Raw genomic sequence first — 23,728 nt, 5'->3', positions numbered from 1 at the left:
GGTTCGCCGGATGAACATCCCCAGCGGCAGGATCAGGTAGAGCAAAACATAATCCATAGTGCACCTTCCCTAGTGTATGAAATCGTTAATCCAGCGGTACTGTCTCGCGCCAGTCGACCGCTTCCTCAAACTGAGGCTGCTCTGATTTATCGAGGTAGAAGTCGCCAATCGCCAGCACATCCATGTGGGTGCGCATGAAGCAGCGATAAGCTTCGAACGGCGTGTTCACAATGGGCTCACCACGCACGTTGAACGAGGTATTGACCAGTACCGGACACCCTGAACGCTGGTAGAAGTGTTCAAGCAGCGCCCGGAACCGCGGGTTGCGCTCCCGGTCCACGGTCTGCACCCTTGCCGAGAAGTCCACGTGGGTAATGGCGGGCAGATCGCTACGCACCAACTTGAGCAAGTCGATGCCGGTAAGCCGCGCACTCTCCTGTGGGATCGTCTTGCGAATGAGCTTTGCAATCGGCGAGACCACCAGCATGTAGGGGCTTTCTTCCACGATGTCGAAGTAGTCAGCCGCTTTTTCCTCAAGCACCACGGGCGCGAAGGGGCGGAAGGACTCGCGAAACTTGATGCGCAGGTTCATGTTTGACTGGGTGTCCGAGCGGCGCGGATCACCCAGGATCGAACGGCTGCCAAGTGATCGTGGACCGAACTCCATTCGCCCCTGGAACCAGCCGATGACCCCGCCGTTCTCTATGCTGGTGATCACCCGCTGGTCGAGCTCGTCCTGCGACAGCCTGTGAAAAACAGCGCCGCAGGCTTCCAGTTCGTCCCTGATCTGCTCCTCACTGTACTCCGGCCCAAGCAATGCGCCGCTCATGCCATCACGGACGTCAGCAGGCAGTTCGCGGCTTGCTACCCTGCGATGTTTGCGGTCAGTCAGCAGCGCGGCGCCCAGCGAGCCACCCGCATCCCCAGCCGCCGGTTGCACCCACAGTCGGTCGAACGTTCGCTCACGCGAGATCACACCGTTGGCTACGCAGTTGAGGGCAACGCCCCCGGCCATGCATAGCGATGTCTCGCCCGTGAGCTCATGGGCAGTCTTGGCCAGGCGCGAAACGACTATCTCCGTGACTTTCTGCACCGATGCCGCCAAATCGAACTCGCGCTCGGTCAGGGGTGCCTCGGGCAAGCGCCGGGGGCCACCGAATAGCTGCTCGAAGGCATCGCCCGTCATGACTTGGCCCTTGATGAACTCGAACTTGGTCCAGTCGAGTCTGAAGCTGCCATCGGGCTTCACATCGATCAGATGCGAGAGGATCGTGTCGACGTAGAGAGGCTTGCCATAAGGCGCAAGCCCCATGAGTTTGTATTCGCCAGAGTCCACCTTGAAGCCGCAGAAATAGGTGAAGGCCGAGTAGACCAGGCCCAGCGAATGGGGGAAGGACAACTCTGCGACCAGCTTGATGCCTTCTGGCTTGCCGTGCCAGAGAGTGGTCGTCGCCCATTCGCCGACACTGTCGATACACAGGATCGCGGCGCTCTTGAACGGACTGGGGAAGAACGCCGATGCCGCGTGGGACTCATGGTGGCCATGCACTTCGATTCGGCGACCGTCCCGGTCTCCCATCGCTTGGAGATGACGCACGACTTCACGGTCCATTCGGCGCTTGGTTGATAGCCATTCGCCAAGCACCGGTGCATAGGTGCGCGCTGCCGAAAACCCGGCCACGGCTGCCGTCGAGAGCACCCGCCGGAACTTGAGCGCCGGGTCTTCGTAATAGGCGACATGGTCGACATCGGCCAGGTGTATACCTGCGTATTTCAGGACGTACTCAATGGCCCTGCACGGAAAACCCGGGTCATGTCGAATCCGGCTGAAACGCTCTTCCTGGGCAGCGGCGACGATCTTGCCGTCCACCACCAGAGTGGCCGCGCTGTCATGATAAAAGGCAGAAATGCCAAGCGTAATCGTCATAGTAGCGACCTCACTTTTTCGCGAAACTTATCCAGCATTGTTTGCTCCCTGGGTGGATTCAGCGCGACGAATCCGTTACGGACGCGCGCCCAAAGTTCATCACGGTCACTTCGAGAAAATGCGCAAAGGTAGGTATCCAGACTCGCGGCAGCCCATGCCGTATGCCCGGTGGAAATGTTGTCGATGGAGTTGTGCAAATCGACGAACATCGTCGGATAGCCGTAGGCAACCAACGCCTTGTGGGTACGCCGATAACCGCCACCGACACCGGATAACTCCATCGCCAGGTTCAGCCCGAGAATCTCCGGGCAGTAGGTTTGGGGATATCGCCCGATTGACAACCAGAACACGGGCAGTTCGAAGTTCTCGTCGTTGAAGCAAGCTGCGTTGGCGTATCCGGGGTCGGCAGTGGCCGGCAACTCGCCATGTACTGCCTTGAGCAGATGGCGGTAGATGACGGGATGGTTCTGCGCCTCGATTCCGTTGCCCAACTCATCGAAAAGCGTTTCGAACAGTCGGCTGCCGTACGCCGTGGAGGCTACCGCCGGGTGGGCGAACCCGGCCAGCCAAGCCCCGTCGATCATCGTCAGTGGCGCCAAGGACAGGATATCGGCAACTACCTCGTCGCGAGACGGCAGCTCTTCGCCCTCCTCCAGCGCTTGGTTGGACGCTTCATGCTGGCCCTGCAACCACTGCTGCAGGACACCGGGCGCCCACTGCTCTGGCAACGAGCAATGCCCCTTGGCGACGCCATGGGCGGCCCTGGCCAGCCAGCTCTTCACGTAGTGACCGGCATAGGATTCCTCTGACGGCGTGAGCTCCATGCGCAACAGGCGCGGGTAGGCTTCTCGTGGACTGAATCTGGCGACCAACGCTTGGGTTTCAGCGTCCTCGCGAAGCGCCCCGGCGAGTGTGCCGTCGTCTTTCCATACCTGGAAAGCCGCGGGCTGCCTGGGCGCATCGGAGTAAGGCAAGCTGGAGATCCAGCGGTGAAGAATGGCAATGTCGTCGCGACTGAAGATTCGGAACATCTTGCCCCGCGGCGAAATCAGGCTGTTGAGCAGTGGGCTCGATTCCGGCTTGCCCGTTCGCACGTAGGCGCTGGCGGCAAGATGGTCGAGGAACTTCAAGGAGTCGTCGACCGCGAGCAAGGGCTTCATCGGCACCTTATTGAGCTGTGTCTTGTCATGGTACTGGCAAGCATCCAGTCGACGTCGGCTGATCAGGTGGCGTGCCGCCTCTCTCGGATCGAGCCAGCGCTCAAGCACATCGAGCAGCGCTTCGCTCATCTCCTCGGCCTGCCAGCGCGCCCACAGGTAGCCCTGGCGTACCCCATCGTTTCCGGCCGCTCCCATTGGCAAGAGAAATTCCCGGACAGCCATTTCGGCGAGCACCGCTAGATCGTCGGTACTACCGGCGGGATCACGACGCAGATCGAGAAATTGGCGGGCGGATGGCTCATTGCGGGTGATGAACTCGAACGAGGGCAGCAGCCCGCAATGGCGCAGGTAAAGGTTGATCCCCAGGATCTGCGCCGTCAGCGACTCCGGGAAATGCCCCAATACGACCAGGGTCGAGGCAAAGTTGAAGGCTCCATCCGAAATCCTCGGGTCGGCCACCGCTCGCAGGAGATCTTCGCCAGCATCTGCCAGCGCATGCTGACGCAGCAATTCCTGGTAGCGCTGGATACGACTGGCCCCCGGCTGACCGGCCCCCACATCCGCCGCATGAATACGCAGCGCTGCCATGGCATGGCGCGCTTCATTATTCCAGCTACCACACACCCCATGAATCAGGTGCTGGCTGCCGATCAGAAAGGGTGCCGACTCCAGCGCCGCCTTGGCACGCAGCGCCTGGGCATCGGCTTCGTTCGTCTCGATTGCCTGTGCCAACCTTCGGAATCCATCGCGCAATGGCCCAAGCCGTTCGCACGCAACGCTCGCCAGCCCCGCCAAAGCCGTCGCGCTGGTGAAGTCGACGTCTGCCAAGTCCGTCCCATGCACCGCATCCAGGCAAGTGCGCAGGCTGACCGGCGTGAACATGCGCCTGGCCTCTCCCCCGGTCTCTGCCCCGAGGAAACTGGAAAAGATTTGTCTATTAGTCTTCATCAGTGCATTGGATAGATGGAGGAATTGTTTTTCTTCTTGGCTTTTTTCTTTTTCTTGAACAAAGAGCCAAGTGCATTACGAATCCGCTTGAACATAAAGCCTCCTAAACTTTCACTGCAGGTATCGATGAATGGCGTGTGCTACAACATCACTGCCAAGGTCGGTAAAGTGCGCGCGATCAACGTATAGCCATTCATCGCCCGGACGTTCTCTAAAATCATCGACCAGGCAGGCAAATCGAATACCCAAGTCATGACAAGCATTATCCAGACTGTCAGCGTAATATTCCGCGACGGCGGGAACGGATATGTCGCCATATAAGTGCTGCCAAGTGCCAAATCGGGAAATTCGATCAAGTTCATCGAACAGTTTCTGCTCTTCGGCGCACGGTGTTCTTACCCAAGTCGCCAGGGGCTGGAGAACAAACGTAAGTTCCGCACCCAAAGAGTCCGCGAGTCGTTTCCAGTTAGTCAGACAATTCAGGGTATCTTGTGTGGCGCGTGCCAGAGTTTGCGAAATCGGCGGAACGTCGGTCGTTTCGGCCGGCCACTTTGGAAGTTTGCCCGGCGGCAGTTCTGCGCCATTCTCCTCAGCGATTTCATCAAACTTTTCGTAATAGTCTCCGCAGAAATAGAACGGCGGCAGATCACCTCGAATGAACTCGGGAAGACGCGCCATGACCAGCGTATTGAAGCCGCCCATGATCACGATCCGGCGCACTTTGGGCAGCCGATGGGCATGCAACATGAACAGCATCAATTCCTGGGTCGCATTAAAGGTATGGCCCGCAAAATTCAGCCACGGCGTACCGTCTGGGTCATGCGCGGACAGGCGGCTCGCTACCGAGGCGGCATCGCTGGAAGCCCCGTAACCCAAGGCTGACGAGGCCCCGACCAGCAAATTCACCTCTGACAGCGCGCTGGCCTCCAGAGTGCCGACACTGATCGGCCGACCTTGTGCATCATGGGCCAGGCGAAATCCGAGCCGATCGGTATTGATCGATTCCGAACGGTAGTCGGCGGCATTGAAACCCATCACATAAGGCAGGTACTGGGAACGACTGCGACTGGCAAATTGATCGTAGGTGAGCATCTGAGGTGTCAACTTCACACGCTCCAGATTGGGATCATCCAATGCGATGCGCTTGCGTCTTTTAAACATGGCCAAGCCTCTCCTTTAGCGAGATTCAGAATTCCATTTGATCAGCCAAACTTTTTCGGGGCGAACGGCATCATTCATTTCGAATGTTTTAATATCGAAAATGCGAACACCAATAACGACCCATGGCAAAGCACGCATCATAAGTTTTGGCCATTACCAACCCAAACTGTTAGAGGCATGAGATCGAAATTATTTAAAACCGTATGCGAGCGATAAAATACACATCGCGATGCGACGAGGGGGGAATTTCAGCTGGGACTGTTGCGAGGTGCAATATGAAGGTATTGCAGACTGCAATACGGTGATACGGAGAGCATCCATGCATTGTATCGTCCTTTTACTTTTATTCTTTTTTTTGCCCCTCAGAGGGGACACGTGCGATCGATTCTAGGCATTGGATCCAAAATGTCAATGCGAAAGTACTGCATTTCGTCTGTATGGAAAAATATTCATGAAAGGGCGAGCAAATCAACAAACCTTATGAATGCCCGGTCACTCATGCATACAGCATTTACGGAAGCCACTATTGTTCGAGCAGATCGCAGGTGTTCATGACGATATCCTCAATAATGGGGCATAAATTCAGTCAGGCAACGATAGCTCTCGCCAGACATTACGCCAGCGCCGTCTGGCTGTTGCCCTGCCCGTTCACACTCCTGACGGAAACTGACACCGCCTCCTTTTATGCTGCACCCACCTTGAATGGAGCAGCCCTATGATCACTCCCCGTTATATTTTGCTTTTCGTGGAAAACCCCGCCGTCAGTGCACGGTTCTATGAGTTTTTGCTGGAGCGCAAGCCTGTGGAGGAGTCGCCGACCTTCGCGCTGTTTGTCCTGGAGGGCGGCTACAAACTGGGGCTCTGGTCACGGCACACCGCCGAACCAGCAGTGGAAACGACCGGCGGCGGGACCGAGCTGGCGTTCCCGGTGGAGTCCGCCGAACAGGTCGATGCGCTGTTTGCCGATTGGAGCGCCCTTGGGCTGACCATGGTGCACGCACCGACAGAACTCGACTTCGGTCGTACCTTCGTGGCGCTTGACCCGGATAACCATCGGCTGCGCGTGTTCCACCCCTCGCTGAACTGAAGGCCGTCCCGACATCGGTCGGGCACAGGCGTGCAACGCTTCAATTCTTGCCCCGGATATTTCCGGGGTATTTTTTTGCGCGGCGGCTAAGATTCAAAGGTGGTGAACCTTATTCCCGAAAATCCGGTCGATACCTCAACCCGACCCGGTTTGCCGACACCCTCAAAACGACGGGTGGTAACCGGCATGCTTCACTTTTTGGAGAACGCCCCCGTGATATCCACCGTACACATTGCCAGGCTAAAAGCATGGGGCGCCCATGGTTTTACCGCCACGGGCGTGGTCACAGCCTTCCTCGCGACCCTCGCCTTGCTGGAGAACCAGCCCACCAACTGCCTGCTGTGGCTGGGCGTGGCGCTGATCGTCGACGGACTGGACGGCGCGCTGGCGCGCAAGGTCAATGTACAGTCGGTGCTGCCGAGTTTTGATGGATCGATCCTCGATCTGGTGATCGACTACCTGACCTACGTATTTATTCCCGCCCTGTTCATCTACCGCTACATTCCGTTGCCGGACTACACCCTGCTACTGACCGTGTCGCTGATTCTGGTGTCGTCGCTGTTCTGCTTCTGCAATGTCAACATGAAGAGCAAAGACAACTACTTCCAGGGCTTCCCCGCCGCGTGGAACGTGGTCGCACTATGCCTGTACATCATCGACCCGTCGCCGTGGATCACCTTACTCGCCGTCATCGGCCTGGCACTGCTGACCGTGACCCGGATGAAATTTCTGCACCCGTTCCGTGTGCGCCGTTTCATGCCGATCAACATTGCCGTGACAGCCATCTGGTTGTTGTGCAGCTTGTCGCTGGTGGTCAACCATCCGGCCATCAACCCGCTGGTGATGGGGCTTTGGCTGTTGATGTCGGCTTACTTCCTGGGGATTTGCATCTGGCGCACCGCGCTGGAATGGTTCGACGGCTCCCGGCTCAAATAGGCACTGCGATCATGCCCATCCATATCGTGCAACTCGGCACACCCCGCTCGGAGAATGAAGGCCTGCGCCTGGGCACGGTACGCCGCCCGCCCCGCGGTGTACCGAAGGCTGAATTTGCCAGCCGGGATTTTTACGATGTGTGGCAACCGCTGCTGTCTCCCAGCCCTGAATTGGTGGCCGAAGCCAAAGCGGCTGAGAATGCCAAAGCCTGGGAGAGCTTCAAACGCAAGTTCAAGGCCGAGATGAACCATCCCGCGCCCAGCCAATTGCTGGATCTGCTGGCCGCCCTCTCCCATCAAACGTCGCTGGCCGTGGGGTGCTATTGCGAAAACGAGGCGCATTGCCACCGTTCCGTCTTACGGGAATTGCTGGAGACGCGGGGTGCGAAGGTTGTTTAGATAAAACCAACACCACTAATCCCCTGTGGGAGCGGGCTTGCTCGCGAAGGCGGTCCGCCAGTCGATAGAAATGTTACCTGACACTCCGATTTCGCGAGCAAGCCCGCTCCCACATTAGAACTGCGGCGTGACACCTCAGCCCTTGAGTTCAGCACGACCTTCAACCCGCACCGGCCTTGCGGACGAGAGGTTGATCATGGTCAATACTTAGGGGATTGAATGGCTATCGAATGACCACACGTCGAGTGCACAGTCGCTCTCCCGCAGTCATCGAGATCGCTGCCTGCTCGTACCCATGGGAGGTTTGTCATGTCTGGTCAAGCACGTTTCATGCTGGTCGTCTCACCCCTGATGGAACACAGCCCCGCCTTCGACCGGGCCGCGCTGCTGGCCAAGGCCGAGGACGCGGCCCTGCATATCGTGGCCTTCGACTACCTGGAAGGCCTGGCGACTGCCGGCATGGTCAACGAAAAGGCCCTGGAACAGATGCGTATCGGATATGTCGAGCGCCACCGCCAGTGGCTTGAGGAACAGGCCCGTCCCTTGCGCAAGATCGGTGTGCACGTCACCACCGAGGTGGTTTGGGTCGAAAATCCGCTGGAAGAAATCCTGATTCACCTCAAAGAGCAGCCGATGGATGTGCTGATCAAGGCGCTGGAACACCCATCGCGGCTGTCGCGGCTGCTGTTCACCCCTCTCGATGTGCATTTGCTGCGTGAATGCCCGGTGCCGCTGCATTTCGTCAGCCACGCCACCCACGCCTTGCCGCGCAAGATCGTCGCGGCGGTCGATCCGTTCCATCGTGATGATCACTACAAAAGCTTCAACGACCGGATTCTGCACGAAGCGTCGAAACTGGCGAGCGCCTGTAATGCCGAGCTTGATCTGGTCTACGCCTATGACCTTTCATCCATCAGCGCAGACGAATTCGGCTTCGATAATGGCTCGACCTTTTTCTCTTCGGGCAAGAACAAGACCCTGTTCGATGCTCAGGAAGCGGCGTTCAACGAACTGGCCGAGCGCAACGGCATCGCCCCGGAACAACGGCACATGATCATGGGCAGCCCGACCAGGGTGCTGACCCGCTATGCCGACACCTATGACACCGACGTGATTGTCATGGGCCGGATCGGCCATCGCGGTATGGGCCGGTTGATCGGCAGCACAGTGGAACACCTGCTGTACAAAATGCCGTGCAGTGTGTGGGTGGTGTACACCGAGCGGCTGGATGAGTGAAGGGGCAGGGTAAATTTTACACTTACCTTTGTGGGAGCGAGCCTGCTCGCGATGAGGGACTTACATTCAACATTCATGTTGACTGAAGGTCCGCTATCGCGAGCAGGCTCGCTCCCACAAGGGTTTTGCGGCGTTGTTGACTCAACGCCGGGTAATCACCACCTCCAGGTATTCACTCGGCACCACCAGTGACCGCTCCCCCGCTCGGTTCAGGCGATTGAGCAGTTCAGTCAGGTCATTTTCAAGGGCTGCGGCTCCTTCCGGTGGCAAGGTCGCAAAGACCTTGTGAACCGGGCCATACCAGGTGCGAAAGATGTCGATGAAATGGGCGGCCGAGCGATAGCGGAAGTTGAACAACCGCCGTGTCACCTGGAGTACAAAGTCGCGCTGATCGAACTGTGAATGCAACCAGGCTTCGGAGCCCCAGTTCGACGGTGGTTGGGCGCCCATGGGTGGCGGCATATGGCGGCCCAGGGTCTTGAACATCTGGCCGACGAAGCCTTCAGGCGTCCAGTTGGCGAGGCCGATCCTGCCACCAGGGCGACACACCCGCGCCAGTTCCGCCGCAGCCTTGGGCTGGTCCGGTGTAAACATCACGCCGAAGGTCGAAAGCACGGCATCGAAACTGGCATCCTCGAACGGCAGGTTCTCGGCATCGGCCACCTGAAAGGTCACGTTCAGGTGTTCCGCCCGTGCGCGATCTTCACCGCGCTCAAGCAGCTTGGCCACATAGTCGGTGGAGGTGACCTTGCAGCCCCGGCGCGCGGCCGCGAGTGTTGCATTACCGTTGCCGGCGGCGACGTCCAGCACCTGCTCATCACAGAGCAAGTCACAGGCTTCGGCCAGCTGTTCACCGACAATCTGTAAGGTGGTGCCGATCACGGCGTAGTCACCGCTGGCCCACGAGGTCATTTGACGGTTTTTCAGGGCAGTGAGGTCAATGGGTGTACTCATGAAGTCCGCTCCGTTGCAGCGTCCCGGCTCACTCCGCCGTGGTGGGATCGATGATGTTCATGACTCGCGAAACGCTGTCAGCCGGAAAACCGCCCTGCCTGGCGTGCTCCCTGATGAGTTCTTCGTTCGGCGCGATGTACACGCAGTAAATCTTGTCACCGGTGACGTAACTCTGCAGCCATTGCACTTCTGGCCCCATCCCCCGCAACACATCGCAGGACTTTTGCGAAATCGCTTTGAGCTCCTGTTGCGGCAGCGCACCGGCACCCGGAATCTTGCGTTCAATGATGAACTTTGGCATGGCAACTTCCTTTTCTTGTTGGTGATGACAGGGTCGGCAGTGATCCCGTCGTCCACAAACTATCGCTCCCGGATACGTTGTCGTCCTGTCCGATCGTCCGGTGAATTCATGAAATACGGCGTTCTCCGATGCATGGTCACCGATCTGTAACGCCGTATTAACAAGTTGGCCTGCTTCGCCTGAACGGATCAGGCGGCAGGCGCTTTGGCCTCTTCCAGCAGTTGCTGAATCATCTGCTCCTGAGTCTCGTACCGGCCCTCGCCAAAGTGGGTGTAGCGCACCTGCCCCTTGGCATCGATCAGGTAGTGGGCGGGCCAGTACTGATTGTCGAAGGCGCGCCAGATCGCGTAGTTGTTATCGATCGCCACCGGGTAGGTGATACCGAGTGTTCTCACCTGATCGCGGACGTTGTCGATGATGCGTTCGTAACCGTATTCAGGGGTGTGTACGCCGATCACCACCAGGCCATCCTTCGCATATTTTTTCGCCCAGTCCTTCACGTAGGGCAAGGTGTGCTGACAGTTGATGCAGTCGTAGGTCCAGAAGTCCACCAGCACCACTTTGCCGCGTAGGGAATCGTTGCTCAGCGCTGGCGAGTTGAGCCATTCGATCGCGCCGGAGAGTGACGGCATCGGGCCTTTGGCCGCGTCCATGGTCGAGTCGGCCTTGACCTTGCTGACGAAGTAGTCGACCACTTTCGGCACGGTTTCCAGCAGCCGCTGTTCAATCGTGGAGACGCCTTCTGACGAGGTGCCGGCGAGCAATGTGTTGTCGGCGCCGGTGGAGATAACCGCCGCGGCGACCAACACCGCGGCCCCCGTGCCGCGACGCAGCCAACCGGTGACCGGTATCGACGGTTTCAAGCGATTGACCAGGCCGCGACCGGCGAAGATCAAGGCGCCCAGGGACAACGCGCTGCCCAGGCCGTACGCCACCAGCAACAGACTGGTCTGGGCGTTGGCGCCTTGAAGCATGGCGCCGGTGAGAATCACGCCGAGAATCGGCCCGGCACACGGCGCCCAGAGCAGACCGGTGGCGACGCCGACCATGATCGAACCCAGAGGGCCGGACATTTTTCGGGTATCGGGGTCGAGGCGATTGCCCACCAGTACGAACGGGCGCGCCAGCCAGTCGCCGATACGGGCAGACATCAGCGACAGGGCGAACAGCACCATCACGATCAGCGCCACATGGCGGCCGGTGTTGTTGGCTTGTACCACCCAATCGCTGCTGACCACGGCCAGGCTGGAGATCAGGGCGAACGTCAGAGCCATGCCGCCAAGGGTGAGCAGGATCGAGGAACGTGCACGTTTAACACCGGCAAACAGAAATGGCACGACCGGGAGGATACAGGGGCTGAGGACGGTCAAAATGCCGCCCAGGAATGCGATGAGGAACATGGGGATCACCTTGAAAATATGAGTCTCATGTGGGAGCGAGCCTGCTCGCGATAGCGGTCTGGCAGTCACATGGAAGTTGAATGTGCTGCCGTCATCGCGAGCAGGCTCGCTCCCACACTGGAACTGCGGGAATGAGGTAACTCAATTGCTTTCGTTGCAGCCGTCAGCGAATTTGCTGTAATCCAGGACGCGGGTTTTGCCCTGGGAATCCAGGTAGGTCATCCGGGCATTCACAATCCCGCAGGAAGGGCTGGCGTCCTGTTTCATCGACAGCACTTTCTGGATGTCCAGGTTCGTGCCATAGGTGTAGGTTTGCGGGGTGACATCGGCTTCGGCCCGGGCTGACAAGGTGCAAATATTCAGGGCGGCAAACAGGCAGGCGGCGTAGATGGCTTTGGTGTTCATGGCGGTTTCCTCAAGGCTTCGACAGGTCAATCGTTGATTGGGCCGAGGCGGTTGGGTTTGCCTCGATGGAACCTATTAGAAGCCTGCGAGGTATCCCGGCTGTGTCGGGAACAGGCGCGGGTAAATCACTGCGTATCAGCGCCCGCTCGCGATACACAGCGATACAACCCCCTGAAATCGGCTGTTTTTGCGTCTGCGTGTATCCGCCGACACACCAGATACACTGCAATACAAACGGCGGCAGGCGAGCTGGCCAAGGCTCGATAGACTGCGCGACAACCCCCCATTCAAGAGGCTTGGTCACCATGGAACACGTCGATCACATTCTCATCGTGGACGATGACCGCGAGATCCGGGAACTGGTAGGCAACTACCTCAAGAAAAACGGCCTGCGCACCACTGTCGTGGCGGATGGACGGCAGATGCGCTCGTTTCTCGAGACCACGCCGGTGGACCTGATCGTGCTCGACATCATGATGCCGGGGGACGATGGCCTGGTGCTCTGCCGCGAGCTGCGCGCCGGCAAACACAAGGCCACGCCGGTGCTGATGCTCACCGCCCGCAACGATGAAACCGATCGCATCATCGGCCTGGAAATGGGCGCCGACGACTACCTGGTCAAGCCATTCGCCGCCCGTGAGCTGCTCGCCCGCATCAACGCCGTGCTGCGGCGCACGCGGATGCTGCCGCCGAACCTGGTGGTCACCGAGAGCGGTCGCCTGCTGGCGTTCGGTCGCTGGCGCCTGGACACCTCGGCCCGGCATCTGCTGGATGAGGACGGCACCATGGTCGCCCTCAGCGGCGCGGAATATCGCTTGCTGCGGGTATTCCTCGATCATCCTCAGCGGGTGCTCAATCGCGACCAGCTGCTCAACCTGACCCAGGGCCGCGACGCCGACCTGTTCGACCGCTCCATCGATTTGCTGGTGAGCCGCTTGCGTCAGCGTCTGCTGGACGATGCCCGGGAACCGGCCTACATCAAGACTGTGCGCAGTGAGGGTTATGTGTTTTCCCTGCCGGTGGAAGTACTCGGTGCGCCGTCATGAACCTTGCGCTGCACTGGCCCCGAACACTCGCCTCGCGGCTGTCGCTGATTTTCCTGATTGGCCTGATCCTCGCCCAGGCGCTGTCCTTTGGCGCTCAGTACTACGAGCGTTACGAAAGCGCGAAAAATACGATGCTGGGCAACCTGGAAACCGACGTCTCGACTTCCCTGGCCATCCTCGATCGCTTGCCGGCCAGCGAGCGCCCGAACTGGCTGCAGCGCCTGGAACGCGCCAACTATGGCTATCTGTTGAATGAAGGTACGCCGGGCACGCCCATGACACCCCGCGATGTGCCGATTGCAGTGACCTCGATTCAGGACGCCATCGGCCATGAATACCCGCTGACCTTTACCGACATCCCTGGCCCGAAAAAGCACTTCCAGGCCCACCTGAAACTGAAGGACGGCAGCCCCGTCACCCTCGACGTGCGCCCCTCAATGGTGCCCTTGTCGCCGTGGTTACCGGCGGTGTTGCTGGGGCAACTGGCGCTGATGATTGCCTGCACCTGGCTGGCCGTGAGAATCGCCGTCCGCCCCCTCACCCGACTCGCCCAAGCGGTGGAAACCCTCGACCCCAATACCCACGCCGTGCACCTGGACGAAAAAGGCCCGACCGAAGTCGCCTACGCCGCCAGGGCATTCAATGCGATGCAGGCGCGCATTGCGGCTTATCTCAAGGAGCGCATGCAACTGCTGGCGGCGATTTCCCACGACCTGCAAACCCCGATCACGCGCATGAAACTGCGTGCCGAATTCATGGACGACTCCAGCGAAAAAGACAAACTGTGGAACGACCTCGGCGAGATGGAACACCTGGTGCGCGAAGGCGTGGCCTATGCCCGCAGCATTCATGGCGCCACCGAGGAAAGTCGCCGCACCGCTCTGGATTCATTTCTCGACAGCCTGGTGTTCGACTATCAGGACATGGGCAAGGACGTGCAACTCGGTGGCAAAAGCGCGGCAGTGATCGACACCCGCCCCCATGCGTTGCGACGGGTACTGGTGAACCTGATAGACAACGCCCTGAAATTCGCCGGCGCAGCGGAGTTGTGGGTGGAAACGAAGGCTGACGGCAGTTTGTCGGTGAAGGTGATGGACCGTGGGCCGGGGATTGCCGAAGAGCAATTGGCTCACGTGATGGAGCCGTTCTACCGCGTCGAGAACTCGCGTAATCGCAGCACCGGCGGGACCGGATTGGGGTTGGCGATTGCGCAGCAATTGGCGTTGGCAATTGGCGGGGCGCTGACCTTGCGCAATCGCGAGGGCGGTGGGTTGTGTGCGGAGCTGACGTTACCGGCGTAGCGAGCACAGTAAGCGACAACACCACGAATCCAATGTGGGAGCGAGCCTGCTCGCGATGGCGTAGTGTCAGCCAACATCGATGTTGGATGTGCTGGCCTCATCGCGAGCAGGCTCGCTCCCACAGGGATATTGGGTGAATGGGAGATTGCATGCGGTCAGGCCGCTATGCCGATTACCCCTTCTCCATGCATCTGCCGCAACAACGCCAACCCGCTGTCGATAAACTCCGGCGACCCAACCATCCCCGCCTCCACCGCCAGCCCTTCCAGCTGCGCTCGGCCATCGAGCTGAGGAAACTCTCCGATCCGCTGCAACAGCCGCCACGCCAACGGGCTCAATTCGGAGAAACGCACACTCCAGTCCTCGGCCCGACGAACCAACAGCAACGTCGGCTGAGCCGGCAGCGCTTGCGGCCGGTAATCCGGCCCCACCCATTGCACCGGCCAGCCATACGCCAACGGCCAGGCCAGTGGTGAAACCTGCAACGGTCGGTCCAGCAGCAACCCGGCATCACTGGCCGGCAACGGCTCGGCTTCGGACTGTTGCAGGGCCATTTCGACCCACTCGTAATGCGCCAGCTCGACCATGAACGGCGGCCACGGTCCATCGTTCAATGCCAGCGGCTCAGAGGCGAGAAACTCGACAAACTCCTGGGCGATCTCGCCGAATTTGGGCGTGTGAGCGCGGTAGTCCCGCAGGAAGATCCGCACCAATGCACGCCAGTGATCATCGCCAAGTATCTTTACCAGCACCGGAAAAGTCCCGCTGAGTAACGACGACAGATTCGAAAACACCAGGTCGCGATAAACCTGCGCCCGTGCCACCCCCATCCCGGCGGGCGGTGCGCAGTGGTCTGGGTCGCGCAGGTAACGAGTCAATGTGTCTTGCTGCTGATGCAGCGTTGGTTTATCCACGGTTCATCTCCTCACCTTGCAACCGGCGAATGGTCTGCAATTCAGTCACCAGTTCAGAAAACGCCGGAAAGTTGAAATCCCGCTCCAGCAGCGTCGGTTGCACACCGAACCGCGCATACGCGTGGGCCAGGAGTGACCAGACCACCGGTTTGACCGAGGCGCCGTGGGTATCGATCTTCAGGGTGTCGGACTCATCGAAATGCCCCGCCACATGCATGGCGACCACCCTCCCAGCGTCGATGCCGGCCAGAAACGTCTGCGGATCGAAGCCGTGATTGATCGAGTTGACGTAGACATTGTTGACGTCCAGCAACAGGTCGCAATCGGCTTCACGCAACACCGCGTTGGTGAAGGTCAGTTCGTCCATGTCCTGCTGCGGCGCGGCGTAATAGGAGACGTTTTCCACCGCCAGCCGGCGACCGAGAATGTCCTGGACCTGGCGAATTCGGGCGGCGACGTGATGCACCGCTTCTTCGGTAAACGGCAACGGCAGCAGATCGTAAAGATGCCCGTCATCGCTGCAGTAGCTCAGGTGTTCGCTGTACAGCGGCACCTTGAAGTGATCGAGGAAAACCCGCACTTCCTGCAGGAACCCGACGTCCAGCGGCGCCGGCCCGCCCAATGACAAGGACAAGCCGTGACAGGACAACGGATAGCGCTCGGCCAGGGCGCGAAACGCCGCGCCGTGAGCGCCGCCGATGCCGATCCAGTTTTCCGGGGCGACTTCCAGAAAGTCGAAAGCGCCCATCGGGGCCGCTTGAAGGTCTTTCATCAAACCGCGACGCAAGCCTAGCCCGACGGTCGCCTTCGTTGATGTGAGGGGGGTCTGCATGGTGTCGATCTCATCCTGTGATCCGGTCTCCAGCACCTGAGCGATCAGTGCCGGCCGGCAAGTACAGTTAATCGACACGGTGTATCGGGTCTGTGTGCGCCAACGCCCCTATTCTCGGGGCACTGTATCGGACAGGCAGTCAGATACAGTGGGATACACGAACTAAACTCAATGATTACCCCCATCCGGGGGACCAGGACGCGCTTATCGTCCTGTTCACTCCCACGACCACCGTCCAGAGGTGCATGCCTCGACAAACAATGCCTCCGGACCGTGATCCTGCTCAAGGAGCACACATGATGGACGAGGCCAGACTCAATGATTTCATGGGCAAACTGGTGAACGACATGGGTGGCGCGGCGATGCTCGCCAACGTCATTCTCGGCGAAGAACTCGGCTTGTACCGGGCCATGGCCGACAGTCAGCCCGTCACCCCCGAAGCACTCGCCGAGAAGACCGGTTGCAATACCCGTCTGCTGCGCGAATGGCTCAGCGCCCATGCGGCCTCCGGTTACATGGAACACCGCGACGGCCAGTTCCGCCTGCCCGAAGAGCAAGCCCTGGCGCTGGCGATCGAAGACTCACCGGTCTATGTGGCTGGCGGTATCGGGGTGGTCGCATCGTTTTTCCATGACAAGGACAAACTGGTCAACGCCATGCGCGGCAACGGCGCCCTGCCCTGGGGCGATCACCATCCGTGCATGTTCAGCGGCACGGAACGGTTCTTCCGCCCGGGGTACAAGGCGCACTTGGTCAGCGAATGGCTGCCGGCCCTCGACGGGGTAGTCGCCAAACTGGAGGCCGGCGCGAAAGTGGCGGACATCGGCTGCGGCCACGGCGCCTCGACCGTGATCATGGCCCAGGCGTTTCCGAATTCGCGGTTCGTCGGTTTCGACTACCATGCGCCCTCCATCACCGTGGCCACCCAGCGCGCCGAAGAAGGTGGCGTGTCCGGCCGGGCGCGGTTCTTCCAGGGCACCGCCAAGAGCTATCCGGGCGACGACTATGACCTGATCTGCTACTTCGACTGCCTGCACGACATGGGTGACCCGGTCGGTGCCGCACGGCATGCCTATGAATCACTCAAGCCCGACGGTTCGGTGCTACTGGTGGAGCCCTTCGCCAACGACACGCTCGACGCCAACACCACCCCGGTAGGTCGACTGTTTTATGCCGCCTCGACCTTCATCTGCACGCCCAACTCGCTGTCCCAGGAAGTCGGGCTCGGGCTCGGTGCCCAGGCCGGCGAGACACGGTTGCGCAAGGTCTTTACCGAAGCGGGGTTCACCCAGTTCCGACGGGCGACGGAAACGCCGTTCAACTTGATTCTGGAGGCGCGTAAATAAGGGCAGGCTCATCACCCGGGCAGGCCACCTGCCCGGGTGATCCGTCAGCAACTGGCGAAACCCAATTACTGTGGGAGCGAGCCTGCTCGCGATGGCGGTGTGTCAGGCGGTATCCATGTTGAATGTGCCGCCCCCTTCGCGAGCAGGCTCGCTCCCACAGGGGACGGTTATCAGCGCATGGAAAGGCGCTCGCCAAGGTTTTCGGCCTTGAGAATATCGAACAGTGCCTGTGCCGCCGCCGACAGTTCATGCCCCGTCGTCAGCACTCCGATCGCCCGTTCCACCACCGGGTCACGCAGGGTAATGCAACGCGCGCCCAGCTCCTGCATCTGCCCGGCGCACAACGCCGGCACCGCGCTCACGCCCAACCCGCTGGCCACCATCCGCCCGACCGTCGCCAACTGATGACTTTCAAACTCCACCGGCAGTTTCATGCCCCGCGCCTGCAAATGCTCTTCGAGCATCACCCGCACCGTCGATGGTCGTTGCAAAGTAATGAACGGTTCCTCGAGCAAGGTCTGCCAATCGATATCGCCCAGGTCCGCCAGCGGTGAATCGAACGGCACCACCGCCACAAACCGGTCGATGTACAACGGCGTGAACACCAGCGACGAGCTCTGGGTCGGTTCAAACGCCACGCCCAATTCCACCTGCCGGTCGCGGACCATTTCCAGCACCTGCTCGTTGATCACGTCGTTCACCGTGACGTTGACCTTGGGGTAGCGGGCGCGAAAGGTCTTGAGGATCGGCGGCAGCAAGTTACCGGCAAACGACGGCATCGCCGCCAACGTCACGCGGCCGCGCTGGAGGGTGAAGCGTTGCCGCAGCTCATCCTCGGCATTGTCCCAGTCCGCGATCAACCGGCGGGCCAAGGGCAGCAGCGATTCTCCTTCGGCGGTCAGTGCGACGTTACGGGTATTACGCGTGAACAGGCGCCCGCCCAAGCCGTCCTCCAGCGCCTTGATAGTCAGACTCAACGCCGACTGGGACAGGTGCAGCCGCTCGCAAGCCACGGCAAAACTCAAACTCTGGGCCACGGCCAGGAATGCACGGATCTGTTTGACGGTCATGGCCGGTGTCTCCAGCGTAATCAATGTCTGCGCGTTTTCGGCTAACTACCGCTGCGCTCAATGTAGGAGCTGCCGCAGGCTGCGATCTTTTGATCTTGATCTTCGGCGCCCTTGAGGGTGCTGAAGATCAAAAGATCGCAGCCTGCGGCAGCTCCTACCAATTAGTGAGTTTTATCTATCAATCAACCTTAAAAATCAACTTAACAAATAAATTCCCCAGCGCGACACTCCCTCCTCATCCGGCTAGCCAGCCGCCCACAAAGAATAAAAGAGGTGCATATGGCAGGGTTCGACAAGCGCGTGTATTCCTACGAGGAAGCGATGGCAGGTCTTGAAGACGGCATGACCGTGATTTCCGGCGGCTTCGGCCTGTGCGGGATTCCGGAAAACCTCATCGCCGAGATCCAGCACCGCGGCACACGTGACCTCACCGTGGTGTCCAACAACTGCGGCGTCGACGGTTTCGGCCTCGGTGTGCTGCTGGTAGACCGGCAGATCCGCAAGGTGGTGGCCTCCTACGTCGGCGAAAACGCGTTGTTCGAGAAACAGCTGCTGAGCGGCGAAATCGAAGTCGACCTGACCCCTCAAGGCACCCTCGCCGAGAAAATGCGTGCTGGCGGTGCCGGCATTCCAGCGTTCTTCACGGCGACTGGCGTCGGCACGCCGGTGGCCGAAGGCAAGGAAGTGCGCGAATTCAAGGGCCGCAAGTACCTGATGGAGGAGTCCATCACCGGTGACTTCGCCATCGTCAAAGGCTGGAAAGCCGACCATTTCGGTAACGTGGTCTATCGCCACACCGCCCAGAACTTCAACCCGCTGGCCGCCACCGCCGGCAAGATCACCGTGGTCGAAGTCGAAGAAATCGTCGAACCCGGCGAGCTGGACCCGTCGCAGATCCACACCCCTGGCATCTACGTCGACCGGGTCATTTGCGGCACGTTCGAGAAGCGCATCGAACAGCGCACCGTGCGCAAATAACCCTGACCCCAGCCCAGACGGAGAACAACAACATGGCACTTTCCCGCGAACAAATGGCTCAGCGCGTCGCCCGCGAAATGCAGGACGGCTACTACGTGAACCTCGGCATCGGCATTCCGACCCTGGTCGCCAACTACATCCCTGAAGGCATGGAAGTCATGCTGCAATCGGAAAACGGCCTGCTCGGCATGGGCGCCTTTCCAACCGACGCCGAAGTCGACGCCGACATGATCAACGCCGGCAAGCAAACCGTGACCGCGCGTATCGGTGCGTCGATTTTCTCGTCCGCCGAATCGTTCGCGATGATTCGCGGCGGCCACATCGACCTGACCGTGCTGGGCGCGTTTGAAGTGGACGTCGAAGGCAATATCGCCTCCTGGATGATCCCCTGCAAACTGGTCAAGGGCATGGGCGGCGCGATGGACCTGGTGGCCGGTGCGGACAACATCATCGTCACCATGACCCACGCCTCCAAGGACGGCGAGTCAAAACTGCTGTCGCGTTGCAGCCTGCCGTTGACCGGTGCCGGATGCATCAAACGTGTGCTGACCGACTTGGCCTACATGGAAATCCAGGACGGCGCGTTCATTCTCAAGGAACGCGCGCCGGGCGTCAGCGTCGAAGAAATCGTCGCCAAGACCGCGGGTAAACTGATCGTGCCTGACCACGTCCCGGAAATGCAGTTCGCTGCCCAGTGAGGAATCCTTCCATGCAAGAAGTCGTGATTGTTGCCGCCACTCGCACTGCCATCGGCAGCTTCCAGGGGGCGCTGGCGAATGTATCCGCGGTTGACCTCGGTGCTGCGGTGATCCGTCAACTGCTGGCGCAGACCGGGCTGGACCCGGCGCACGTCGACGAAGTGATCATGGGCCAGGTGCTGACCGCCGGTGCCGGGCAGAACCCCGCGCGCCAGGCCGCGATCAAGGCCGGCCTGCCCTTCGCCGTGCCGGCCATGACCCTGAACAAGGTCTGCGGCTCCGGCCTCAAAGCGCTGCATCTGGCGGCTCAGGCGATTCGCTGCGGCGATGCCGAGGTGATTATCGCTGGCGGCCAGGAAAACATGAGCCTGGCCAATTACGTCATGCCCGGTGCCCGCACGGGATTGCGCATGGGTCACGCACAGATCGTCGACACAATGATCAGCGACGGCTTGTGGGATGCGTTCAACGATTACCACATGGGCATCACCGCCGAGAATCTGGCCGAAAAGTACAACCTCACTCGTGAGCAGCAGGACGCCTTCGCGGCCGCTTCCCAGCAGAAAGCCGTGGCCGCCATCGAAGCCGGGCGGTTTGCCGATGAAATCACGCCGATCCTGATCCCGCAGCGCAAGGGCGATCCGTTGTCCTTTGCCACCGATGAACAGCCTCGGGCCGGTACCACCGCCGACTCCCTGGGCAAACTGAAACCGGCCTTCAAGAAGGACGGTTCGGTGACTGCCGGCAACGCTTCTTCACTGAACGACGGCGCTGCTGCGGTCATTCTGATGAGTGCCGCAAAAGCCAAGGCCCTCGGCCTGCCGGTATTGGCGAAAATCGCCGCGTATGCCAACGCGGGCGTCGACCCGGCGATCATGGGCATCGGCCCGGTGTCAGCCACTCGTCGTTGCCTGGACAAGGCCGGTTGGTCCATCGATCAACTGGACCTGATCGAAGCCAACGAAGCCTTCGCCGCGCAATCCTTGGCGGTGGCCAAGGATCTGGAATGGGACCTGAACAAGGTCAACGTCAACGGCGGCGCCATTGCCCTGGGCCACCCGATCGGTGCCTCGGGTTGCCGGGTGCTGGTGACCCTGCTGCACGAGATGATCAAGCGTGATGCCAAAAAAGGTCTGGCGACGTTATGCATCGGCGGAGGCCAAGGCGTAGCACTGGCGATCGAACGCTAATCACATCCTTGTAGGAGCGAGGCTGCCCGCGAAGAACGATAACTCGGTGCAACAGATAAACCGCGTCATCGTTCTTCGCGAGCAGGCTCGCTCCCACATTGGATCGGGGGCACTGGTGTTCACCGCAGATCAACTGTGGGAGCGAGCCTGCTCGCGATAAGGTCCGCTCAGGCAACATCCCTCCGGAGTCAGGCCACAAACTGCAGGATCAACCAGCTGTTGGCCGCACTGATCACCACAAACAACCCCCACGCCAACACCCGCGTCGGCCGTCGATTCACAAACGGCCCCATGAGCGTCTGATCGTTGGTCATGCGAATCAACGGATACAACGCGAACGGCAATTGCAGGCTGAGCACCACCTGGCTCAACACCAGCAGTTTGCCGATCGCCCCGTCGCCCATCAGCCAGACACCGATGAACGCCGGGATCAGCGCCAGCCCCCGAGTGATCAATCGCCGTTGCCAGCAGGGCAGCCGCAGGTTCAGATAGCCCTCCATGATCACCTGGCCCGCAATGGTGCCGGTGAAGGTCGAGCTCTGCCCTGACGCCAGCAACGCCACGCCGAACAGCACACTGGCCAACGCGCCGCCCACCAACGGATCGAGCAAGTGATAGGCATCCTGAATGTCCACCACGTCGGTGTGTCCGGTCTTGTGAAAGGCCGCCGCCGCGAGAATCAGGATCGCCGCGTTGACCAGCAGCGCCAGGGCCAGAGAGCCGATGGTGTCGATGCGTGCCAGTTTCACCGCGTCCTGCTTGCTGGCCAGGTCCTTGCCGATCATCCGGGTCTGCACGATCGAGGTGTGCAGGTACAAGTTATGGGGCATCACCGTGGCCCCGAGTATGCCAATGGCCAGGTACAACGGCGCAGCATCGCCGATGGCTGAAAGTGACGGTGTGAAACCGCGAGCGACGTCCGGCCAATAGGGTTTGATCAACCACAGTTCAACAAAGAAACACGCACCGATGGTGCCCACCAGCACCAGCATGATCGCCTCCAGCCGGCGAAAGCCGCGGTTTTGCAGCGCCAACACCAACAGCGTGTCGAATGCCGTAAGCGCGATGCCAAACGTCAGCGAACAGCCCAAGAGCAGGTGGAACGCCAGCGCACAGCCGAGCACTTCGGCGAGGTCGGTGGCGATGATCGAAATTTCCGCCAGCAGCCACTGGGTCCGTGCGGTCCGCGTGCTGTAGCGCTGCCGGCACAGTTGCGCCAGATCACGCCCGGTGGCGATACCCAGACGCGAACACAAACACTGCACCACCATCCCTGCCAGGCTCGCCAGCAACACCACGAACAACAGGCTGTAGCCAAACCGCGAACCGGCTTCGATGGCCGTGGCCCAGTTGCCCGGGTCCATGTAGCCGATGGACACCAGCAAACCGGGGCCGGCAAAGCGCAGGACGCGTTTGAAGAAGGATGCATTAGGGTCAACGGCAACAGTGCCGGCCACTTCCGTAGGGCAAAACGGCGCGGTGCCGACTTTGGGCAAACTGAATTTCACGCAAGCATCCGTCAACAGGTGGAAGCGCGCAGCTTAGACGTTTCGCGCATTCCGGTGTAGACGCTCAGTGCTTGCGCAGAGACCGCTTGAGCAATCCATCGTCCGCAATGCTAACGTGGCCGGCTCACACCGAATGGAGACGCGTGCGTGCTGCTACTCAAACTGCTGGTGATTCCGGGATTTCTCTTGTTGATTTCCCTGGCCGGTAAACGCTGGGGCCCTGGCGTGGCCGGTTGGCTGTCGGGGTTGCCGGTGGTGGTCGGGCCGATTCTGTATTTTCTCGCCATCGAGCAAGGCGTGATGTTCGCCGCTCAGGCGGCAACGGCGGCGCTGTCGGCGATGTTCGCGATGATTGCTTTCTGCGTGACCTACGCCCAGGTTGCACAACGTTTGAGCTGGCCGTGGACGCTGACGATTTCGCTGCTGGTCTGGGCCTCGGCGGCGGCTGTGTTATCGCTGATCCCGCCGTCGCTGGTGTTCTCGGTCATCGCGGCCGCCACCGCATTGCTGGCCGCGCCGTACCTGTTTCCCCCGGTGCAGCCCATCGTCTCAGGCCCGGCGCCGAAGTCCGACAAACTGCTGCTGCGCATGCTGGCCGGCGCCCTGCTCACGTTGGCCGTCACGTTGCTGGCCAGCACGGTGGGCGAACGCTGGAGTGGCCTGCTCGCAGTATTCCCGGTGCTGGGCAGTGTGATGGCGGTTTTCTCCCATCAGACCCGTGGTCCGGCTTTTACGGCGGCGTTGCTCAGGGCGACGGCGACCGGGATGTATTCGTTTGCGGCGTTTTGTCTGGTACTGGCGTTGGCGTTACCAACGTTGGGATGGCTGGGGTTTGTCTTGGGGGTCGGTGTGTCGTTGGGGATGCTGGTGATCACTAAACGGCTGGCATTGCGTTCGAGAACCTAGAACTGCCACGGCAGCTGCTACAGATC

General features: G+C 60.2%; 22 protein-coding genes. 11 read left to right on the top strand and 11 right to left on the bottom strand.

Features of this window, described 5'->3' with window-relative positions; all coding sequences use genetic code 11:
* Nucleotides 1–85 precede the first annotated feature (85 nt).
* From KGB14_RS12325 to KGB14_RS12315, 3 genes are all read right to left on the bottom strand, one after another.
* Nucleotides 86–1,927 carry a carbamoyltransferase gene (locus KGB14_RS12325; RefSeq protein ID WP_223486944.1) on the bottom strand — a complete coding sequence of 614 codons (1,842 nt, stop codon included), beginning with the start codon at nt 1,925–1,927 and terminating at the stop codon, nt 86–88.
* Nucleotides 1,924–3,969 carry an iron-containing redox enzyme family protein gene (locus KGB14_RS12320; protein ID WP_223486942.1) on the bottom strand — a complete coding sequence of 682 codons (2,046 nt, stop codon included), beginning with the start codon at nt 3,967–3,969 and terminating at the stop codon, nt 1,924–1,926. Before KGB14_RS12320 ends, KGB14_RS12325 begins: the two co-directional genes overlap by 4 nt.
* Before the next feature lie 177 nt (nt 3,970–4,146).
* Entirely contained in the window at nt 4,147–5,196 is a 1,050-nt protein-coding gene (locus KGB14_RS12315; RefSeq protein WP_223486940.1) for a hypothetical protein, read from the bottom strand.
* A gap of 715 nt (nt 5,197–5,911) precedes the next feature.
* Between KGB14_RS12315 and KGB14_RS12310 the strand changes: the two genes are divergently transcribed.
* The 4 genes from KGB14_RS12310 to KGB14_RS12295 all read left to right on the top strand — a co-directional run bounded on the left by KGB14_RS12310 (nt 5,912) and on the right by KGB14_RS12295 (nt 8,853).
* A complete protein-coding gene (locus tag KGB14_RS12310) occupies nt 5,912–6,283 on the top strand; it encodes a VOC family protein (protein ID WP_223486938.1) in 372 nt (123 codons plus the stop codon).
* A 213-nt stretch (nt 6,284–6,496) separates the two neighbouring features.
* The gene (pcsA, locus tag KGB14_RS12305; protein WP_223487042.1) at nt 6,497–7,219 is read left to right on the top strand and encodes a phosphatidylcholine synthase; all 723 of its coding nucleotides are present in this window, start codon (nt 6,497–6,499) and stop codon (nt 7,217–7,219) included.
* 11 nt (nt 7,220–7,230) lie between these two features.
* A complete protein-coding gene (locus KGB14_RS12300) occupies nt 7,231–7,617 on the top strand; it encodes a DUF488 domain-containing protein (RefSeq protein ID WP_223486936.1) in 387 nt (128 codons plus the stop codon).
* A 309-nt stretch (nt 7,618–7,926) separates the two neighbouring features.
* On the top strand, nt 7,927–8,853 hold the full coding sequence (locus tag KGB14_RS12295) for a universal stress protein (protein WP_223486934.1): 927 nt from the start codon (nt 7,927–7,929) through the stop codon (nt 8,851–8,853).
* A gap of 141 nt (nt 8,854–8,994) precedes the next feature.
* Here the strand turns inward: KGB14_RS12295 and KGB14_RS12290 are convergent, their stop codons facing one another.
* The 4 genes from KGB14_RS12290 to KGB14_RS12275 form a co-directional block, all read right to left on the bottom strand.
* Nucleotides 8,995–9,807: a class I SAM-dependent methyltransferase gene (locus KGB14_RS12290; protein ID WP_223486932.1), complete on the bottom strand. Its 813-nt coding sequence runs from the start codon at nt 9,805–9,807 to the stop codon at nt 8,995–8,997.
* A 28-nt stretch (nt 9,808–9,835) separates the two neighbouring features.
* Nucleotides 9,836–10,108, bottom strand: a complete 273-nt coding sequence (locus KGB14_RS12285; RefSeq protein ID WP_223486930.1) for a DUF4242 domain-containing protein — start codon at nt 10,106–10,108, stop codon at nt 9,836–9,838.
* A gap of 188 nt (nt 10,109–10,296) precedes the next feature.
* Nucleotides 10,297–11,508, bottom strand: coding sequence for a cytochrome c biogenesis protein DipZ (locus tag KGB14_RS12280; protein ID WP_223486928.1), 1,212 nt, complete (start codon nt 11,506–11,508; stop codon nt 10,297–10,299).
* A gap of 141 nt (nt 11,509–11,649) precedes the next feature.
* Entirely contained in the window at nt 11,650–11,913 is a 264-nt protein-coding gene (locus KGB14_RS12275; RefSeq protein ID WP_223486926.1) for a DUF2790 domain-containing protein, read from the bottom strand.
* Nucleotides 11,914–12,218: 305 nt separating this feature from the next.
* Here KGB14_RS12275 and KGB14_RS12270 point away from each other — a divergent pair, with 305 nt between their 5' ends.
* Both KGB14_RS12270 and KGB14_RS12265 read left to right on the top strand, forming a co-directional pair.
* Nucleotides 12,219–12,959, top strand: coding sequence for a response regulator (locus tag KGB14_RS12270; protein WP_223486924.1), 741 nt, complete (start codon nt 12,219–12,221; stop codon nt 12,957–12,959).
* Nucleotides 12,956–14,260: an ATP-binding protein gene (locus tag KGB14_RS12265; protein WP_223486922.1), complete on the top strand. Its 1,305-nt coding sequence runs from the start codon at nt 12,956–12,958 to the stop codon at nt 14,258–14,260. The genes KGB14_RS12270 and KGB14_RS12265 overlap by 4 nt, the downstream gene beginning before the upstream one ends.
* Nucleotides 14,261–14,415: 155 nt before the next feature.
* On the opposite strand, the gene KGB14_RS12260 is transcribed toward KGB14_RS12265, so the two are convergent.
* On the bottom strand, nt 14,416–15,174 hold the full coding sequence (locus tag KGB14_RS12260) for a DUF2063 domain-containing protein (RefSeq protein ID WP_223486920.1): 759 nt from the start codon (nt 15,172–15,174) through the stop codon (nt 14,416–14,418).
* On the bottom strand, nt 15,167–16,006 hold the full coding sequence (locus KGB14_RS12255; RefSeq protein ID WP_223486918.1) for a DUF692 domain-containing protein: 840 nt from the start codon (nt 16,004–16,006) through the stop codon (nt 15,167–15,169). Before KGB14_RS12255 ends, KGB14_RS12260 begins: the two co-directional genes overlap by 8 nt.
* Before the next feature lie 299 nt (nt 16,007–16,305).
* On the opposite strand from KGB14_RS12255, the gene KGB14_RS12250 reads away from it, so the two are divergent.
* Nucleotides 16,306–17,352: a class I SAM-dependent methyltransferase gene (locus KGB14_RS12250; RefSeq protein WP_223486916.1), complete on the top strand. Its 1,047-nt coding sequence runs from the start codon at nt 16,306–16,308 to the stop codon at nt 17,350–17,352.
* 170 nt (nt 17,353–17,522) lie between these two features.
* On the opposite strand, the gene KGB14_RS12245 is transcribed toward KGB14_RS12250, so the two are convergent.
* The gene (locus KGB14_RS12245; RefSeq protein ID WP_223486913.1) at nt 17,523–18,422 is read right to left on the bottom strand and encodes a LysR family transcriptional regulator; all 900 of its coding nucleotides are present in this window, start codon (nt 18,420–18,422) and stop codon (nt 17,523–17,525) included.
* A 279-nt stretch (nt 18,423–18,701) separates the two neighbouring features.
* Between KGB14_RS12245 and KGB14_RS12240 the strand changes: the two genes are divergently transcribed.
* From KGB14_RS12240 to KGB14_RS12230, 3 genes are read left to right on the top strand one after another with little or no spacing between them, the layout of a single operon-like run.
* Nucleotides 18,702–19,400 (top strand): CoA transferase subunit A, encoded by a 699-nt coding sequence (locus tag KGB14_RS12240; RefSeq protein ID WP_123721136.1) that lies wholly within the window; start codon nt 18,702–18,704, stop codon nt 19,398–19,400.
* Nucleotides 19,401–19,432: 32 nt separating this feature from the next.
* Nucleotides 19,433–20,098: a CoA transferase subunit B gene (locus KGB14_RS12235; RefSeq protein WP_223486911.1), complete on the top strand. Its 666-nt coding sequence runs from the start codon at nt 19,433–19,435 to the stop codon at nt 20,096–20,098.
* A gap of 11 nt (nt 20,099–20,109) precedes the next feature.
* Nucleotides 20,110–21,288, top strand: a complete 1,179-nt coding sequence (locus KGB14_RS12230) for an acetyl-CoA C-acetyltransferase (RefSeq protein ID WP_223486909.1) — start codon at nt 20,110–20,112, stop codon at nt 21,286–21,288.
* 188 nt (nt 21,289–21,476) lie between these two features.
* Here KGB14_RS12230 and KGB14_RS12225 read toward each other — a convergent pair whose 3' ends face one another.
* Nucleotides 21,477–22,796 carry an Nramp family divalent metal transporter gene (locus KGB14_RS12225; protein WP_223486907.1) on the bottom strand — a complete coding sequence of 440 codons (1,320 nt, stop codon included), beginning with the start codon at nt 22,794–22,796 and terminating at the stop codon, nt 21,477–21,479.
* A 147-nt stretch (nt 22,797–22,943) separates the two neighbouring features.
* Between KGB14_RS12225 and KGB14_RS12220 the strand changes: the two genes are divergently transcribed.
* Nucleotides 22,944–23,702 (top strand): hypothetical protein, encoded by a 759-nt coding sequence (locus KGB14_RS12220; RefSeq protein WP_223486904.1) that lies wholly within the window; start codon nt 22,944–22,946, stop codon nt 23,700–23,702.
* The last annotated feature ends 26 nt before the right edge of the window (nt 23,703–23,728 follow it).

Origin of the sequence: Pseudomonas sp. A-RE-19, assembly GCF_019956555.1 — a bacterium.
Lineage (GTDB): Bacteria > Pseudomonadota > Gammaproteobacteria > Pseudomonadales > Pseudomonadaceae > Aquipseudomonas.
This window is presented reverse-complemented; position numbering and strand designations above follow the sequence as displayed.

Bases quoted from the DNA above. Each gene is read 5' to 3' on its own strand.
- KGB14_RS12245 (WP_223486913.1), bottom strand. From the start codon at position 18,422: ATGACCGTCAAACAGATCCGTGCATTCCTGGCCGTGGCCCAGAGTTTG.
- KGB14_RS12290 (WP_223486932.1), bottom strand. From the start codon at position 9,807: ATGAGTACACCCATTGACCTCACTGCCCTGAAAAACCGTCAAATGACC.
- KGB14_RS12295 (WP_223486934.1), top strand. From the start codon at position 7,927: ATGTCTGGTCAAGCACGTTTCATGCTGGTCGTCTCACCCCTGATGGAA.
- KGB14_RS12285 (WP_223486930.1), bottom strand. From the start codon at position 10,108: ATGCCAAAGTTCATCATTGAACGCAAGATTCCGGGTGCCGGTGCGCTG.
- KGB14_RS12315 (WP_223486940.1), bottom strand. From the start codon at position 5,196: ATGTTTAAAAGACGCAAGCGCATCGCATTGGATGATCCCAATCTGGAG.
- KGB14_RS12230 (WP_223486909.1), top strand. From the start codon at position 20,110: ATGCAAGAAGTCGTGATTGTTGCCGCCACTCGCACTGCCATCGGCAGC.
- KGB14_RS12250 (WP_223486916.1), top strand. From the start codon at position 16,306: ATGGACGAGGCCAGACTCAATGATTTCATGGGCAAACTGGTGAACGAC.
- KGB14_RS12255 (WP_223486918.1), bottom strand. From the start codon at position 16,006: ATGCAGACCCCCCTCACATCAACGAAGGCGACCGTCGGGCTAGGCTTG.
- KGB14_RS12270 (WP_223486924.1), top strand. From the start codon at position 12,219: ATGGAACACGTCGATCACATTCTCATCGTGGACGATGACCGCGAGATC.
- KGB14_RS12235 (WP_223486911.1), top strand. From the start codon at position 19,433: ATGGCACTTTCCCGCGAACAAATGGCTCAGCGCGTCGCCCGCGAAATG.
- KGB14_RS12310 (WP_223486938.1), top strand. From the start codon at position 5,912: ATGATCACTCCCCGTTATATTTTGCTTTTCGTGGAAAACCCCGCCGTC.
- KGB14_RS12265 (WP_223486922.1), top strand. From the start codon at position 12,956: ATGAACCTTGCGCTGCACTGGCCCCGAACACTCGCCTCGCGGCTGTCG.
- KGB14_RS12280 (WP_223486928.1), bottom strand. From the start codon at position 11,508: ATGTTCCTCATCGCATTCCTGGGCGGCATTTTGACCGTCCTCAGCCCC.
- KGB14_RS12300 (WP_223486936.1), top strand. From the start codon at position 7,231: ATGCCCATCCATATCGTGCAACTCGGCACACCCCGCTCGGAGAATGAA.
- KGB14_RS12240 (WP_123721136.1), top strand. From the start codon at position 18,702: ATGGCAGGGTTCGACAAGCGCGTGTATTCCTACGAGGAAGCGATGGCA.
- KGB14_RS12325 (WP_223486944.1), bottom strand. From the start codon at position 1,927: ATGACGATTACGCTTGGCATTTCTGCCTTTTATCATGACAGCGCGGCC.
- KGB14_RS12275 (WP_223486926.1), bottom strand. From the start codon at position 11,913: ATGAACACCAAAGCCATCTACGCCGCCTGCCTGTTTGCCGCCCTGAAT.
- KGB14_RS12320 (WP_223486942.1), bottom strand. From the start codon at position 3,969: ATGTTCACGCCGGTCAGCCTGCGCACTTGCCTGGATGCGGTGCATGGG.